At 50.9% G+C, this 17,474-nt stretch carries 13 protein-coding genes; 11 read left to right on the plus strand and 2 right to left on the minus strand.

Annotated features, from left to right (window positions below):
• Positions 1-76 precede the first annotated feature (76 nt).
• From MKQ68_RS05065 to MKQ68_RS05105, 9 genes are all read left to right on the plus strand, one after another.
• Positions 77-646 (plus strand): RNA polymerase sigma factor, encoded by a 570-nt coding sequence (locus MKQ68_RS05065; protein ID WP_264282341.1) that lies wholly within the window; start codon positions 77-79, stop codon positions 644-646.
• 75 nt (positions 647-721) lie between these two features.
• Positions 722-1,879, plus strand: a complete 1,158-nt coding sequence (locus MKQ68_RS05070; RefSeq protein WP_264282342.1) for a FecR family protein — start codon at positions 722-724, stop codon at positions 1,877-1,879.
• Between the two features lie 218 nt (positions 1,880-2,097).
• Complete coding sequence (locus MKQ68_RS05075) at positions 2,098-5,517, plus strand: SusC/RagA family TonB-linked outer membrane protein (RefSeq protein ID WP_264282343.1); 3,420 nt, start codon at positions 2,098-2,100, stop codon at positions 5,515-5,517.
• An 18-nt stretch (positions 5,518-5,535) separates the two neighbouring features.
• A complete protein-coding gene (locus MKQ68_RS05080; protein WP_264282344.1) occupies positions 5,536-7,002 on the plus strand; it encodes a RagB/SusD family nutrient uptake outer membrane protein in 1,467 nt (488 codons plus the stop codon).
• 2 nt (positions 7,003-7,004) lie between these two features.
• A complete protein-coding gene (locus tag MKQ68_RS05085; RefSeq protein ID WP_264282345.1) occupies positions 7,005-8,153 on the plus strand; it encodes a TlpA disulfide reductase family protein in 1,149 nt (382 codons plus the stop codon).
• A gap of 9 nt (positions 8,154-8,162) precedes the next feature.
• Positions 8,163-9,251 carry a TlpA disulfide reductase family protein gene (locus tag MKQ68_RS05090; RefSeq protein WP_264282346.1) on the plus strand — a complete coding sequence of 363 codons (1,089 nt, stop codon included), beginning with the start codon at positions 8,163-8,165 and terminating at the stop codon, positions 9,249-9,251.
• Between the two features lie 141 nt (positions 9,252-9,392).
• On the plus strand, positions 9,393-11,003 hold the full coding sequence (locus MKQ68_RS05095) for a sensor histidine kinase (RefSeq protein ID WP_264282347.1): 1,611 nt from the start codon (positions 9,393-9,395) through the stop codon (positions 11,001-11,003).
• A gap of 3 nt (positions 11,004-11,006) precedes the next feature.
• Positions 11,007-11,420, plus strand: coding sequence for a response regulator (locus MKQ68_RS05100; protein ID WP_264282348.1), 414 nt, complete (start codon positions 11,007-11,009; stop codon positions 11,418-11,420).
• A 91-nt stretch (positions 11,421-11,511) separates the two neighbouring features.
• Complete coding sequence (locus tag MKQ68_RS05105; RefSeq protein ID WP_264282349.1) at positions 11,512-12,081, plus strand: hypothetical protein; 570 nt, start codon at positions 11,512-11,514, stop codon at positions 12,079-12,081.
• Here the strand turns inward: MKQ68_RS05105 and MKQ68_RS05110 are convergent.
• Entirely contained in the window at positions 12,062-12,379 is a 318-nt protein-coding gene (locus tag MKQ68_RS05110; protein WP_264282350.1) for a DUF6122 family protein, read from the minus strand. The two genes, MKQ68_RS05105 and MKQ68_RS05110, sit on opposite strands and share 20 nt — an antisense overlap.
• A gap of 267 nt (positions 12,380-12,646) precedes the next feature.
• Between MKQ68_RS05110 and MKQ68_RS05115 the strand changes: the two genes are divergently transcribed.
• Positions 12,647-13,273: a histidine phosphatase family protein gene (locus tag MKQ68_RS05115; RefSeq protein ID WP_264282351.1), complete on the plus strand. Its 627-nt coding sequence runs from the start codon at positions 12,647-12,649 to the stop codon at positions 13,271-13,273.
• Positions 13,274-13,399: 126 nt separating this feature from the next.
• On the plus strand, positions 13,400-15,454 hold the full coding sequence (locus tag MKQ68_RS05120; RefSeq protein ID WP_264282352.1) for a GH92 family glycosyl hydrolase: 2,055 nt from the start codon (positions 13,400-13,402) through the stop codon (positions 15,452-15,454).
• Between the two features lie 167 nt (positions 15,455-15,621).
• Here the strand turns inward: MKQ68_RS05120 and MKQ68_RS05125 are convergent, their stop codons facing one another.
• Complete coding sequence (locus tag MKQ68_RS05125) at positions 15,622-17,049, minus strand: glycosyl hydrolase (RefSeq protein ID WP_264282353.1); 1,428 nt, start codon at positions 17,047-17,049, stop codon at positions 15,622-15,624.
• Positions 17,050-17,474: the final 425 nt, after the last annotated feature.

Here is a 17,474-nt window from a genome sequence, read left to right on the forward strand (position 1 = left end):
AAAGGTTGCCTTGCAAATCCTTTTTCACTACATTTATACCGATTTCAACCAAAATGACCGCATAAGTGGAGTGCGAATGGCCGAGCATCTAAGTAACGAAAAGGAACTGCTGGCGGAAATAGGACGTTCCAATGAACGGGCATTCGAACAGATCGTCCGTTTTTATTTTCCGCACCTGCTGCCTTTCAGCGTGAGTATAACAAAAAACAGGGCGGTAGCCGAAGATATTGTGCAGGAGGCATTCATTCGCCTCTGGCAGCGCCGTCATGACTATGAGCAGTTCTATAACTTACGCGCCTGGCTGTTTACCGTTACTTCCAATCTTTCCCTTACTTACATTAAGAAGATGGCCCTCGAAGGCAATTTGCTCCGCCACCTGGAGCAGCCGGAAGCGTCGCGTGCTACCGAAGCGGAAGAACGGCTGCATTTTAAAGAAAGTGGCCTGCTGCTGCAAGAGGCCATGTTACGCCTGCCGCCACAACAGCGGGAAGTATATCGCCTCAGCCGGTACGAGGAACTGTCGATACCCGAAATAGCAGAAAAATTGCACCTTTCGCCCAATACGGTCAAGAACCATTTGGTAAAGGCATTGCAGTCTGTACGCGGGTTTATCAGCCAACGGGGAACTTTTTTTATATTTTTTTAGCGGGGACTAGTCCTAAACCATTTCCCGTTAGTTATATCATTGTTGCAACCAATTAATCATTTCATCTATTCCACCATGTTAACGGAAAACGAAGAAAAAGTCCGTATGCTCCTGGGCAGGTACTATCAAGGTACGATTGCCGGTGCGGAGGCTGCGGAGCTGGCTGAATTGCTGAAGGACGACCGTTACGACGGTATCGCGGAGGAAACGCTGATGGCGTTTTCCGGCGAGGTTTTGCCCTGGCATGACGAGCAGGTGGCGTTAGACCGGATGGTGGAGCGTTTAAAAGATGTAACGGCAGGTACGGCAAAACCTTTCTGGAGGCGCCCCTTACTACGCTGGACCGCCGCCGCGGCAGTATTGGTACTGGCAGCGACGGCCACTTACCAGTTCTGGCCACGCCCGCAGGCACCAGCGGTAGCGGCCGCCCGTTACGCCAACGATGTGCAGCCTGGCAGCAACCGCGCCGTGCTCACACTCGACGATGGTAAGCAGGTAGTACTCGACGATGCCGGTAACGGTCAGATAGCGCAACAGGGCCAGTACATTGCGAACATTGCGCCCGGACGTATTGCGTATACGGTGAATAGTACCATACCCGGACCGCTTAAATATAATAAGCTCTCCACGCCTAAAGGAGGTAAGTTCCAGTTGGTACTGCCGGATGGCACAGAAGTATGGCTGAATGCGAACAGCTCATTATACTACGAAACAACGCTCTCCGGAAACGAAAGAGTGGTGGAGTTGAGAGGGGAAGGCTATTTTAAAGTGGCGCCGCATGTGTTGCGCCCCTTCATTGTAAAAATGCCGGGCGGACGTAAAGTAGAAGTATTAGGAACGGAGTTCAATGCCAGTGCGTACGAAGAAGATGAGGTGATCACAACTACGCTGGTGAATGGTGCAGTAAAGGCAGACGGAACGTTGCTACGTCCGGGTCAGCAGGCCCGCTCCGGCAGCAATGGCGTACAACTGCAGCAGGATGCAGATGTAACGGCGGCCATAGCGTGGAAGAATGGCATGTTCGTGTTTAACGACGCCTCCATAGAAGACGTCATGAAACAACTCGACAGGTGGTATGATCTGGAAGTCGTATATGAAAAAGGAGCAGTAAAGGAGCGATTCAACGGCACCATCTCGCGTGAGGTGCCATTAAGCAAAGTGTTGGAGTTATTTGAATTAACAGGGCTAGTACATTTTAAAATAAACGGCAAAACAATAACAGTAAACTCCTGATGAACAGCTGCGTCAGGTAACAACAACGAACCATTATCTAGTGTAGATGAACAATGCCGCCAGGCTTAGCACGGCGGTGTTGTACGGCAACTATTCTTTGTAGCGATTATTTATCACCCAAAATCTAATGTATGATTTTTAATGCCTGGCATAAAGTCCAGCAGGGCTCCTCATGCCTGCCAACCAGCCTTTCGCAGCGGTTATTAAAAACCGGGTGCTTGTCCATCTTACTTCTTTTATCTACCATCGCCCTCAAGGCACAAACCGTAACATTGAAACTGCGCGACGAGCAGTTGTCCAAAGCATTTAAAGAAATCGAAAAACAAACAGGTTACACTTTCATTTATGGCAGAGACCAGCTGAAAGGTGCCCGTCCGGTTACGGTCAATGCGATCAATTCGCCACTCAATGGCGTACTGGCATTATTGTTCGCCAACCAGGACCTTACATACGCGATTAAAGACAACAAGTACATCGTGGTATCCGCGAAGCAGCGTTTGAATAATAGTAATGCAGTGCCCAACGAGAGCATCCAGTTTTTGTTGTCGGGGCGTGTCACCGATGATGGCGGTACGCCGCTGCCGGGCGTGAGTGTTCGGGTGCTGCCCACCGCAACGGGCGTAACTACTACTGCTACCACGAACGATAACGGGTCGTTCAGTCTCAATGCGCCCGACAGATCGGAACTGCAGTTCTCTTTTATCGGCCACGAACCGGTAACGGTGGAAGCCCGTGCGGGCAAAGCGTTAAGTGTAGTGCTGAAGCGTACCGCATCCAAACTGGAAGAAACGGTTATCACCGGCTACACTGCTAAAAGCGCCAAAGAACTCACCGGCGCCGTGCAGCGCGTTACGGGCGAGCAGCTGCGGAACAGTGTGATTACGCCCAACGCTTTATCTATGCTGAAAGGCAAAACCACGGGTTTGTATATTACCGAAAACTCAGGTGAGTCCGGCGCAAAGGGACAGGTGATCGAACGCGGACAGTCGTCTATGGCTACACCGACGAACGGTTACTTCGGTCCGTTGATCGTGGTGGACGGTGTGATCACGAACTACCAGAACATGCAGGACGCCGTAAACCCGGCCGACGTAGAAGATATTGCGATCCTTAAAGATGCTTCCTCCACCGCGATCTACGGTTCGCGCGCAGCGCAGGGCGTCATTGTGATCACCACCCGCAGGGGTAAGGCAGGTCGCACCGGCGTAAACCTGAATATGCAATATGGCATGATCCAGCCCGTGCGTGACATCCGTTTTATGAATACGACGGAGCTGATCTCCTTCATGGATAAACAAATGCAGCGATACTGGGAGCAAACGCCGTCTATACAGGCGCAATTCCCTAACGTGGCCGACTTCATCCAGCAACGCCGCGTGTACAACGATGCTGATAAAGCAAATAATTTCAACTGGGAAGATGCGATCTATAGCAATGGCAACTTCCGTAATACAGAGCTGAACATCAGCAGTGGTAATGATAAGACGAAGTTCTACGGCGGAGTAGCCTGGTATAAAGAAAATGGCGCCCTGTACGATAACAGTTTCGATCGCAAAAGCGTTCGTCTGAACATCGACCAACAGGTAAGCAAACAGTTTTCTGTGGCGTTCAACGTAAGCTCTATTATCGATAAAACCATCAAACGTAATGGCATTCCCGAGTTGTACATGATCCAGCCTTTCCAGAGCCCTTACAAGGCCGATGGAACATATGCCGATAGCCTGCCCGTGAAGCAATCCAGCAACTACGGACCGGTGTTTACCACCTGGACGCAGAACTTCCTGGCCGAAACGGCGTACGACAATACCGCGATCACCCGTGTGCAAAACCACCTGGGTGCCATCAAACTGAAGTACGACCTGTTCCCCTGGTTGTCTGTGCAAAGCGCCAACTCCATCAACTACATGAATACGAACGCCAATTCTTACCTCGATCCGCGTTCCTATTCCGGAAAGTTTGGCGGTTATCCATACCTGTTCAACGCTGCCAGCCTGATTATCCCGAACGGTACCCTTACCATCCGCGATACCCGTTATACCGATTACCTTACTTCCAATACCATCAACTTCCGCAAATACTTTGGCAAACATTCAGTGGCCGTGCTGGCTGGGCAGGAGTGGGGCAAACGTACCACCGAAGTGATGGCCGCCGATATGTATAATGTATTGCCTGGCGAACGTAATGCCGGTGCTGCCAAAGGTTACGGCAGCGCGGTGTACCTGGCTTATTATACTCCGGCTACGCCACCCGCAGCGCCAATCGGCAGCCTGCAGGAGCGGGCTACTTTTTCCGTGTTCGGACAGGCAGACTATAACTACGATCAGCGCTACTTCGCATCCGGTTCCGTACGTACAGATGCGACGACCAACTTCGGCCGCGCAAAAAGGTATGGCACGTTCTATTCCATCAGCGGCGGCTGGCTGCTCTCGCGTGAAGGTTTCCTCGATGGCGTAAAAGCGATCAACAACCTGAAACTGCGCGCAGTGTACGGCACTTCCGGCCGCGACCTGGGCGATGGCTATCTTAATACGACGTTCTATACAGATGGCCCGCGTTACGGCGCGCAAAGCAACATCGGTTCGTCGATCTCCCAATTGGCGAATCCCGACATCTCATGGGAAACCATGTATAGCACGAACGTAGGCCTCGATGTAAGCGTGTGGAACAGGATTGATGCAACGATCGATCTGTACCATAAACGAAGCAGTGGCCTGTTACAGAACGTGAGCCTTACCTCCGCACAAGGCTCGCTCACCCAGTACCAGAACGTTGGAGAGATCGTGAACAAAGGCCTTGAATTAATGCTGAACGGCCACGCTGTGAAAACGAAGGACTTCAACTGGATGATCAACTTCAACATCAGCTTTAATAAGAATGAACTCACTTCGCTTTACCAGGATTCACTGCGCGACAGTTATTCCAATACTTATTACCGCAAGCTGGGAGAGGACATCAACGTGATCAAAGCCATCGAGTTCGTAGGCATCAACCCTGATAATGGGAACATGATCCACCGTAACTACGATGCCGCCGGTAAGGCAGTAGATGTGGAGGGCATTGGCGCTACCACCAACCTCGCCAACTGGCGCCCCGTAGGTTCTGCTACCCCGAAGTTCTTCGGCGGCTTTACCAATACGTTTAAGTACCGCCAGTTCACCCTCAGCGCCGAATGGTGGTTCCAGTATGGTAACTATGTGATGATGTCGCTCGTGAACAACTTTCAGTCGCCCACGGCGCCGCGCCTGGGCCGTAACAACGTATTATTCGGCGATAACCAGCACGTATGGGAAGGCCCCGGCGATACCAAAGCTAATTACCCGGATGTGTTCAGCACCAACCCCAATGCATGGAGTGCGCTCACTTACCGCTCCTCCCGCCTATGGGGCGACGCGAGCCACGCGCGTTTGCGTAATGTGCGCTTTACGTACGAGCTGCCGCGTAAACTCATCCAGCAATGGAAAATGCAGCAGTTCAGCGCCTACGTAAGCGGCGATAACCTGTGGGTGTTGAAACGTAAGGACTTTGTAGGGGCCGATCCGGAAGGCGCAACGCTGAGCAGCAATACGGCCTTTGGCGGTGTAGGTACAGGCTTCGCTAACCCGCGTCGTTTCGTAGCAGGTATTAATGTTGGGTTTTAATCTGAAAAGCGTAATCACATGAAAAAATCAAGATACTATATATCCGCACTGCTGCTGTTGTCGCTGGCAGGTGCATCCTGTAACAAACAGCTGGACGAGCTGCGTCCGCATAACGTGATCTTCGAAGAGCAACAGTTTTCGTCACCAGCCGGTTATACGAGAGCCTTATGGGGCGCTTATTCCAGTATTGCGGGACTTGCTGTAACCGGAGGTTTCAACTATAACGACATTCAGCTGTTCCTGGGCGAGGCACATGGTAACAACATCCGCGCACTGGATGCGGGTGTAAACAAAAACACGAACGCCTTCAACTACCTTAATTCTGCGGAAAAGGACTTGTCCTATACCCACGATTACTGGCGCGGCAGCTACCAGGCGTTACTGCTCATCAACAAAATACTCGACAATGTTAAGCCCGAAGAAACGAATGCCGAAATCCTGCAGGCAAAAGGGGAAGCATTGTTCCTGCGCGCATACGTGTACTTTAACATCTCCCGCGTATATGGCAAACCTTATTACCAGGACGCGGCGAATAGTCCGGCCGTGATGTTGGTGACCACCGCTAATAATGGTACGGCATTCGCGCCGCCACGGGCGACCGTGAAGCAGGTGTATGAACAGGTGATCGCCGACTTACAGGCGGCGTTGCCCTTACTGAAGGCCCAGAAAACGAACAGTTTCGCATCCCGCTATGCGGTGTTTGGCCTGCTCTCCCGCGTATACTTATACATGGGCGGTACTTTCACCCAGCCAGATGTGGAGGCTAATAAAAAAGCCCGGGAGTATGCTGATTCGGTGATCCTGCATGGAGGTTACACGCTGTTACAGGGCGCTGCATATACGAGCTACTATGCATCTGACGCACCGGGCAACAAAGAAGACATCTTCGCAGTAAACGCCCAGTATAACAATGGCTCCATCTCCAGCTTGTTCGCGATGCCTTCTCAGATCAATTATAGTGGCGGATTGTATCGCCCTTCACCAGATCTGCTGGCGCAATACCAGCCTGCTGATCTGCGTAAAAAATTCTTCGTGAAAAATGTGACGCCCGGCAACCCGAACGATACGCTGGCCAGTGTTAAGTACATGTTAGGCTATGTATCGATTTATAGTCCATCGCCCAACCGCTACCTGCGCCTGGCAGAAGTGTACCTGAACCGCGCAGAGGCGGCGGTAAAGGCGGGTGACAATGGCGCGGCGCTTACCGACCTGAATGTCATCCGCAACCGCGCTGGTATCGGTGATACGGCTAATATCACCGGGCTGCCACTGTTCAATGAGATACTCAAACAACGCCGGATGGAACTGGCGTTTGAAGGACATAACAGCTTCGATTACTTCCGTAACGGGCTGCCGATGATCCGTAACTATACATCCGGTAGCTCCGGTACGATGAACATCAGTGCCACGGACCCGAAAATACTGCAACGTATACCGGCAGACGAAATCACCGGCAATGGTAACCTTACTCAAAACGAACAATAGTTATGAAACACACATTGTTTTTATCCGCAGCGGTGTTGACGACAGTCACCGCATCTGCCCAAAAGCCATTTACGCTCAAAGGCAAGTATCACGGTAGCCCGATCAGCCACATCTACCTTCAATACGCCGATGCTTCGGGTAAATACCTGAAGGACAGTGCCAGGGTGGTAAACGGTGCGTTTGCCTTCTCCGGTAACCTGTCTGGCACCACGATGGCCGGCTTGCTGGGTAACCCCGCTGCGCGTAGCATGGACGACCCCAATATCGCTTATGTCTTCCTCGAACCGGCTGATATGACGGTGGACGTTACTGCCAACAAGTTCAAAGACATTAAGATGACGGGCTCTGTTACACAGAACGAGATGGCGGCGCTTGACAAACAAAAGGCCGCGCTGAAAAAGGAGTGGGAGCCGTTCATGCGTAAACTCGATTCGGTGAACAAGATCGACAACTTTAAGTTCCAGGAAATGAAATCAGGCTTAAAGCCTTACCAGGAGCAGATGAAGAAGTTTGATTTTGCTTACATCGATAAACATCCCGATACTTATCTGGCTGCTTACCTGCTGCGCGGGCATGCAATGTCGCTGCCAACCGACCAGCTGCAAAAGTATTACGACGGTCTGGGGGCTGATCTGAAAACAACGATCGGCAAAAGTATGCACGACGAACTCGAACGTCGTAAGATCGGCGTGCCGGGCACAACAGCCTATGCATTCGCATCTACCGACATTAACGGTGCACCTTTTAACCTGGCAGACTATAAAGGCAAATATGTGCTGATCGACTTCTGGGCCAGCTGGTGTTTACCCTGCCGCAAAGGCAATCCGCACCTGAAAAAGTTATATGCCGAGTATAAGGACAAAGGCTTCGAGATCGTTGGTGTATCGGACGATGACAGCAAACCGGATGCATGGCGTAAGGCGGTAAACGACGATGGCATCGGCATCTGGAAGCATGTGCTGCGGGGGATGGACAGGGAAAAGCTGATGGCGGGTATTTTTAATCCGAATGACTTGTCAAAACGCTACGGCATTGCTACCTTGCCAACGAAGATACTGGTCGATAAAGAAGGTAATATTATTGGTCGTTATAGTGGGGGAGAAGAGGATGATGCGAAGATGGACGCCCAGTTACAATCCATATTTAAATAAAAGACGCATATGAAGAAAGTACTGTTACCCGCCATCCTGCTGTGCAACGTTAGCGCCTTCGCGCAAGCTACGCTGGAAGGCAACCTTGCCGGAGTGCCCGATGGTACCAGGATTTACCTGTCGCGCCTTGGTGGCGGCAACTCCGATTCTGCCGAAATAAAAGGCGGCAAATTCGTTATCAATTCCGCTGCTAAAGAAGGAGACGTATGGTTCCTGCGTGCAGGGCGAGGACAATCGGCCGGCAGCCTGCTGTTTTACATGGAACCGGGCAAATTGAAGGTAAGCAGCAAAAGCCCTAAACTGGATGATGCGACCTACAGCGGTCCTGCATACGCTGCTGATCAGAACAGCCTGAGCAAATTAGGCCAAACACCTTTGCTGGCTAAGCTGCGCGAGCTTAGCAAAGAGATGAGCGCCACTTACAAAACCGATACGGTCCGTTTTAACGCCGCCCGTAAAGCGTCGGAGTCACTGGAAGAAGAGCGTAAGGCACTTTACGAAAAGTGGATCAGCGAACATACGGCATCGCCGGTAAGCGCCTATGTATTGTCTATGCAACTGCGCTACGAAAATATGGACCAGCTCGATAAAGCGCTCAAATCCCTGAAGCCTGCTGCTAAAAATAACGCGGTGGCCAAAAAGCTGCAGCATTCGGTAGATGCATCCCGCGCAACGGCGATCGGTAAAATAGCGCCGGAGTTTACGCAGAACGATACATTGGGCAACCCGGTGGCGCTAAAAGACTTCCGTGGCAAATATGTTCTCATCGACTTCTGGGCAAGCTGGTGTGTACCATGTCGTAAAGAGAATCCGGCTGTTGTAAAGGCTTACCAGGCATATAAGGATAAAAACTTCACCGTACTGGGTGTGTCGCTCGATCGCCCCGGCGACAAAGACAAATGGATCAAAGCAATCCACGACGATGGCCTTACCTGGTCGCACGTGTCGGACCTTAACTGGTGGGACAATGCCGTTTCCAGGCAGTACGACATCCGCTCTATACCGGCTAACTTCCTGATCGGTCCTGATGGAAAGATCATTGCGAAGAACCTGCGCGGCGAAGCATTGGATAAAGCATTGGAAGAAGTGTTGAAATAGTAAAACTATTTGTGTACGAGCCGCAGCCTGTGAAGAGCTGCGGCTTTTTTATTTGTTAATCGACTGTTAATAGAAGAATGCTGCCCATTGACATATGCGTGCTGGATAGTTTTTTGTGGAAGTATTAACCGATACCACGATATGAATCCGAAACTGCAGCGCCTTATCAATAAACACTTACAAGAACCACCTTCCGATGCCTATGCTGAACTGCTGGCGGCCATCAGCAAGGAGTTTGATGCCATGGGCAAACTGGCGGACGAGAACCGGCACCTTAAAACGATACAATCCGTAGCGAAGGCAGGCAGCTGGGAGGCGCGTCCCGATGGTAACATCAAAACCAATGAGAACTACTGGTCAGATGAGTTGCAGCGGATGTTTGGTGTGGAGGAGATCGACATTCCGCTCACATACGAAACCTATCTCAGCTTCATGCATCCCGACGATCGCCAGCCTTATGAGGCGGCCGTGTCGCAGGCACTGGCCTCTACCTCTCATTTTGATATTGAGTTCCGGATGACGAACAATAAGGGCGAACAAAAGGTGTTACGCGATATCGGGGAGGTGATACGCGACCAGGAAACGGGTTTGCCTGTTACGGTGCTGGGCATTGCGGTCGATATTACGGACCTGCGGAAAACAGAATCCGATTTGTGGGAAGCCACCCGGCAGCTGCGCATCATGATGGAGAATGTGGAAGAGGTGTTCTTCTCGGTAGATCGCGTACATAATAAAATACTACTCATGTCGCCCGGCAGCAAAAAGCTGTATGGGTATGACTCGGATGCATTTATCAATAATAGCCGGTTGTGGATGGATATTATTGTAGAAGAAGATAAGAGCATTGTATACGCCAGCGAATTACAACTGGCACAGGGCGAGCGCGTAACGAACGAATATCGCATCCATCATGGCGACGGCGGCATCCGGTGGATAGAGGCCCGTATTACACCTACTTTGGATATGGACGGGCGGCTGGTGCGCATCGATGGACTTACCTCCGATATTACCCAGCGCAAGGAAGCGGAACTGGCGCTACTCGTGACCAACGAGCAACTGAAAAAGAGCAACGAGGAGCTGGACCGTTTTGTGTACAGCGTGTCGCACGATCTGCGTGCCCCGCTGGCGTCGGTATCCGGCTTACTTTCTTATATGATGGCGGATAACGCCGACCACGAATTTACGGCGGACCTTCAACTGATGAAACGCAGCATCGACAAGCTGGACGTGTTCATCCTGGACATACTCGACTACTCCCGCAACGCCCGTATGGAAATAAGTGCGGGCCAGATCGACTTCGCCGACCTGCTGGACGATGTGCGTAATAACCTCAAGTTCATGAGCAGCAATAAAGGCGCGGTCGACATCCGCACCCGGGTGAAACTCACACGGCCCTTTGTGTCTGACAAAAGTCGCGTTTACATCATACTCAGTAACCTTTTATCTAACGCCATACGATACCATAACCCCAATGCAGGCGACTCCTATGCAGAGATGGCGGTTTACACCGTGAGCGGCGGCGTTATGCTCGAAGTGAAAGACAACGGCATCGGCATTGAGCCGGCGTACCAGGAAAAGATCTTCCAGATGTTCTTCCGCGTGTCCGACAAATCAGCTGGCTCTGGCATGGGGCTATACCTCGTGCAGGAAACGGTGCAAAAATTGCGGGGTACTATCCAGTTAAACTCTTATCCCGGCGAGGGCACCCTATTTAGTATATTTTTACCCGACCTTCGCCACCTAAAACAGTAACGTATGGAGCAGCCCGAATTTGACTTTAGTAAAGTAATGATCGTAGACGATGCCGACATCGATCGCATCCTGGCAGAACGCATCCTGGCTAAAACCGCCTTCGCGGAAGAAGTGGTAACGGTCGATTCTGCCACCAGTGCCTTGGGCTACCTGAACGAAAATGCCACCAACCAGGAGTCCTTGCCCGATCTCATTTTCCTGGACATCAATATGCCCCGTATGAATGGTTTCGAGTTTTTGGACGAGTACCAGAAGCTGCCGGAAAACGTGAAGCGCAAGTGTATTATCGTGATGCTGTCGTCTTCGCTGCACCCTGAAGATAAGGAGCGTGCGTTGAGCAGTCCGTACGTATGCCAGTTCCTGAACAAACCACTCACCCGCGAAAAACTACTCGAAGTAAAAGGTGAGTTTAAATAAGTTTTCGGGGGATGCGCTAACAATTACCCTATGGAAGCCCGGCAAATCAGAAAAAAATGCTATGTTTCGTGTCCAAAAGCAAAAAAAAACTATGATTTCCCGTATCGTTATCCTGATGCTGTTGAGCCTGCCGGCCATGGCCCAGTCTACCACCAATCGCCTGAACTTTAAAAGCGGCCAGTCGCAAATGATCGGCGTTTACCAGGGCACCATTTTCGTAAACGGCCAGCGCGCCCACCAGTTCGCAACAGACAATATCGTGTATAAAAGCAAACGAAATAAGCTGGTGGAAGATAAAAACTCGGTGTTCCTCTTCATCGAAACCCTCGGCGAAGCAGGTAAAAAGAACCGCCTTAACGTATTCAACATCGTCTTCTCCCGCGCCGACTCCATCACCTCGGTCGTAGCCTCCGACGTTAAAGACTTCGACCGCGACGGTTACCTCGAATTTGGTGGCAGCGAAGTAGCTACCCCACACCCGTCTGCCGATTCACTGTATTACCTGCCCGCCGAGTTCTACGAGATCAAAAAAGGGCACGTAGCCTTCGATGCGGAGTATACACAAATGATCGATAACAAGGTAAACGGTACCTACCTGGTAAGTCCGCTCAACAAAAACGGGCAATGCTGTGTAGCCATTCCTAAAAAGAAGAAGAAATAAACAGGCAGTCAATCCCGTCCGTAATCATATGTAATAATAGGCCGATGCCCACTAACCGGGTATTCGGCCATATTAATAACAGGGCATACCCAAACATCGCCGGGTAACTGTGCAAAGGGTGGTACCCGATACTGCAACGGCAGGGATCGAAAATGGGATTGGCCAGTAAATGATCCAGGTCTACCAGCATCGTGAGCAACAGGATGATATACGCCTTTAACCACCCAGGCCTGTAAAAAGCCAGCGCAATAAGCAGCGGGAAGCCGAAGTGAAGGAAGTAATGAATGGTTTGTTGCATAGGCAGTAACGGGGCAAAAGTAGGGATAATTTTGTACGCATTTTCTGCCTGGTTAGAACGGACTATCTGGCTACTAACTGGCTACTTACTGCGGACTAACAGTAGAATAAAAGGCTACTTTCGACGGAAAAGGGCGCCAGTAGCGGCAGTTCAGGAATATGTATCGATATGAATGGGAGGGAAACAGGTGGAAAGTAATAGTATATTAACATTTTATGCGCCGTTGAGCGTCAAATCTACCCTCCATTTTTCGTACCTTTGCGTACCATGGAAAAGGAGATTTACATTATCAGGCACGGAGAAACGGATTTTAACAGGCTCGGCATCGTACAGGGCCGCGGTGTTAACTCAGACCTCAACCCGAAGGGTATTGCCCAGGGCGAGGCGTTCTACGAGTATTATAAACACATCCCCTTTGACAAAGTGTATACTTCGTCGCTCAAACGTACCCATCAGACTGTAAAGAAATTTATTGATAGTAACCTGCCCTGGGAGCAGCTCGACGGCCTCGATGAGCTGTCGTTCGGCGTGTGGGAAGGTGCCGACAACAAAGGCGACTGGCAAACAGCTTTCGCAGATGTAAACGCCTGCTGGTTAAAAGGCGAATGCGACCGGGCCTTTGAAAACGGGGAAAGCCCGAACCAGGCGGCCCTGCGCCTGAAGGCAGCGATGGATACCATCGTTGCTAACACCGAGGAAAAAACGGTGCTGGTGTGCATGCATGGCCGCGCCTTGTTGATCCTGTTATGCCTGTTGTACGAAACGCCGTTGAGCCAGATGAGTACTTACGGGCATCAGAACACCGGGTTGTACCGGGTGCAATATGCCAATGGCAAATACAAAGTGTTGCAGGTAAATGATGCTGCGCACCTCGCGGCACTCTCAGTTGTGTAAGTAAACTCCATCCTCCCGGATAAGATAAGCCGTTCTCAGCCGCTCATCAAATTTAAACAGATCATCATCCCGCACCCGCTGATTACTTCGTACTTTGGGCGCTTTATTAAGAAGAAGTATTAGCGAATGATGATCAGATTGAAGCTTACGGCACTGTGTTTAATGGTGCTGTCGTTACCCATCCGGGCACAGGAAAAGCCAAGAACCTCACAGGTAAACGTATTCCTGGGTACCTCCGGCGACCACGGGCAGCTTTCGCCCGCAGCGTCGTATCCCTTTAGCATGCTGAGTATTGTGCCGCAAACCTATCCCGCTATTCATACCGGGTATGAATACACGGCGAAACAATTCCTGGGTTTTGCGCACACCTGCTTCGAAGGCGTAGGTTGCCGCGGCAGTGGCGGTAACATCCTGGTACGGCCGTTCGTGGGAGCCAGTGATAGCGGCAAACTGCATAAACTCGCGCAGGCCGGCTCTCCAGGCGCTTACAGCGTAACGTTTACAAATAAGATCAGCGCAGCATTTACCGTATACGGGAAAGCAGGTTTACATCATTATCAATTCCCTGCCGGACCGAAAGGCTTTACCATAGATCTGTCGCATACACTGGCAAACGATTTTGTGGCGGAGCAGCACAATGCGCAGGGCAACAGCATCAAAGGCTGGGTAGAAGCGAAAACAACCTGTAATGCAGGCAAATACAAACTGTACTACAGCCTGGAGTTCAGTGTGCCCGTGACCGTAACCAGCACCGGCGACCATACCTTAAAGGTGATCCCGGTGGAAGCCGCCAACGATATCATGCTCCGCGTGGCTTTATCTTCCGTAAGTGAAGCCAGAGCACAGGAAGCATTGTCCACACTTACGTTTAATACCACGCACCAACGTGCCGCCGAAGGCTGGGAACAGTTGCTGGGCCGCATCTCCGTAAAGGGGGATAAGGAACGGGAGGCGCTGTTCTACTCCATGCTATATCGCACGTTGCAGTCGCCGTACGATGTATCTGAGCCGGACGGGCAGTACCGTGCCACTGACGGCAGCCTGCAAAAGACGAGCGGCAAACGTTATAACGGCTGGGCCATCTGGGATAACTATCGCACGCAGCTGCCATTGTTATCACTCATGTATCCTGATAAGTATGCCGACATGGCGAACTCCATTGCAGAAATGTACCTGCGTGGTAAGAAAGATTACGCCACCCAAACAGAGCCTTCTAACACGGTGCGTACCGAACATGCCATGGTTGTATTGCTGGATGCACTGCGTAAAGGCTACAGGATCGATATCGCCGCCATCCGTGAACAACTGATCAAAGAAGCCGACGGACTCGATTTCGGTACACCGGATAAGGCCCTGGAAGCGAGCTACGACACCTGGGCCCTGGCTGAAATACTCGCGATGAACGGCGATAAGGAGCTTGCCGCCAGGTACATGAACAAAGCGCTTAATTACAAAAACATCTGGAACAAAGACTTCCGCGATATCACCAAAAACGATGTGGACCGCATGCAGGCGCGCGGCCTGTACCAGGGCACGATCTGGCAATACCGCTGGTTCGTACCCTTCGATGTGAAAGGCCTTATCGGCTTAACAGGAGGAGAGGAGACGTTCGTAAAGCAGCTGGACCACTTCTTCGATAACGACTTGTACAACCACGCCAACGAGCCGGATTTGCAGGCGCCGCTGATGTACAACGCTACCGGTCAGCCCTGGAAGTCGCAACAGCTGATGCACGCTTACGCAGTGGATACCGTGATCCAATACTACTTTAACGATAACAGCAAAGGCATCGATCCTTTTGTAGACCGCATCTACAAAAACACGCCACAAAGCTACATTCGCACCATGGATGACGATGCCGGTGCGATGTCGGCCTGGTTCGTATTTGCCGCCTGTGGTATTCACCCTGCCTGTGTCGGCTGGCCGGTGTATTATCTGAATGTGCCGCTGTTCCCGGAAGTAAAACTGCAATGGCCCGGTAAAAAGCCGCTGCTGATTACGACGAATAATTTCAGCGATAAAAACGTATACATCGCAAAAGTGGAACTGAACGGCAAAGTATTATCCCGCAATTATCTCACGCAAGAGGAAATCGTGAAGGGCGGAACGCTGGTGATTACCGCTTCCGCGCAGCCGGTGAAAACGCAGGCCACGGAAAGATGGGTGAGTGAAGTGAAATGATCTTTCTTCATAGGTATAATGGTAAAAGAGGTAAGCATTACGCGATAACCCATATATCTTTGTTCATACCCAGACCTTGATAAAGCCTGGTATTTCCCCTGGTACAGAAATTAGAAGGGGGCTGACCAAATGATGATGGTCAGCCCCCTTTTAGTTGTTGCTCGTATTTAGAACGTAATGTACACCGGGCTTTCACCGATCGTTAACTCGATGGCGGTGTCGCCGCTCGCTTTCCAGTCGGCTTCTGTTGCTTGTCCGGTAGCGGTGGTCATGCTTTTTACATGGATGGGCTTAGATGGTACGGTCAGTGTTACTTTCGCGGTACGTGGTTTATAACCATTTTTCTCATGCGATTTTACACCGGTTGGCGACCAGGCCACCCAAATCTTTTTATCGGCATCGTTGCGGAATTCGTACACGTAAGTCTGGCCGTAATCTTTTTTCACCACGCGGGCAAAACGATAGTCACCCAGCACTTCATAGAACTGCTTCACTGCGTAAAAAGACATCTTAGGCACAAAGTTGCGCGTAAGGCCAGATGCTGCGTGAAATGCCGCTTCATCTTCATCATTAAAATAATAGAGGTAAGCACGGTTAATGTCCATCGGCGCGAAAGCGAGGAACGACCTTACCAGGTATTGTGCCTGCTGTAAGTCGGTGTGGCCCTGCCAATCCATTTCCAGGAACCAGTCTTTTCGGTTGGCCATAGCGCCCGGGGTGCAGGCATCATATCCAAACTCCGTTACCCACACTTGTTTGCCGGTAGCGTTGGTATTACGCCAGTTGATCACTTCCTGCACCGTTTTCAGGTAGGCAGCGGTAGAATCTTCCGGGTAGGTGCGGTTCCAGGGGTTGGGGTTGCCGGCACCTTGTGGAATAGTTGCATAGGTATGTACATTCAGTACGTCGTACAGTGGCAATACATCGGCCTGACCGTAAAACGTGCGTACGTCCTGTGAATAATCGTCTGCATTACGCGCCCAGATGGTAGGCGTAACGATCTTCGCCTGTGCATCGCCATCACGCAGTCCCTGTGCCATCTTCTTAAAAATGCTGCGGAATACTGTCTGGTCTACGCGTTTGCCCGGTTCGTTATCAATTTCAAAGGAAGTCGCCAGCTTTTCTGTCCCCGAAGGCCCGAAGTACTTACTCATCGCTTTGCCATAATCGTATGCCCACTGCTCTTTCCCTTTCCAGTAACTGGCAAAGTTCTCACCGGGGCCGAACTTGCCGAATTGCATACAGATGTCGATCTGGAAGCCAGCGGCTTTCCAGAACTTATAGAGGTCGTTTTTCCAATCCACCCCGTTAACAGCCATGGGAAGCGTAATAGGGTCGCCCGTATTGGCCACGTCCCAGTCGAGGTTATGGTAGTTACGCACCGTGCGCGATACCTGGTTGTACAGCTCCGGTTTAAAGAAAAAGTGCCCGTTAATGCCCAGGAAGTCTTTGATAAGTGGCTTGTTTTTGGCCAGCACGATCGTGTCTGGACCTCCGTTGCCCCCGGTGTCGGGGCCTGGTTGGGGCTTGTCTACACTCTTGTCGGCCCGGCAGGAGCATACAGCTACCACTGCCGCCGCGATACACGCTAGCATAAGTTGTTTCAATCTTGACATAGTTAAATTTTCTGGCCAGGCTCACATGAGGCCGGCGGTTTTTCGGTGATATAACGACCGCCAACCGCTCGTATTGTGTGTTGCTGCCAGCTTATTTTCTTCCAGACGGCCACTGCAACGGGGCTTCAGGGGTATTGTTTCACTAAAGCGCTGTAAATCCGGGCGTTCCGGCAAAGCGATCTTGGCTATCCCGCTACAGTAGTATATTTCAAATATAATTCAATTATGCTTTGTGTGAATATGAGTTGGGAATACGTCCATCAAATTTAATTAGCATAATCCATATAAATGCACTAACGTTGCAAAAAAAATGTTAAAGAGATTCCCAATCGGACCTATATTTTTCCGCTTTGCGTAAACGAGACAAGAAGTAGCGCGGTAATTTTGCGCTTTGCCAACTTCTC

The sequence above is a fragment of the Chitinophaga horti genome, from assembly GCF_022867795.2.
GTDB classification, from domain to species: Bacteria; Bacteroidota; Bacteroidia; order Chitinophagales; family Chitinophagaceae; genus Chitinophaga; species Chitinophaga horti.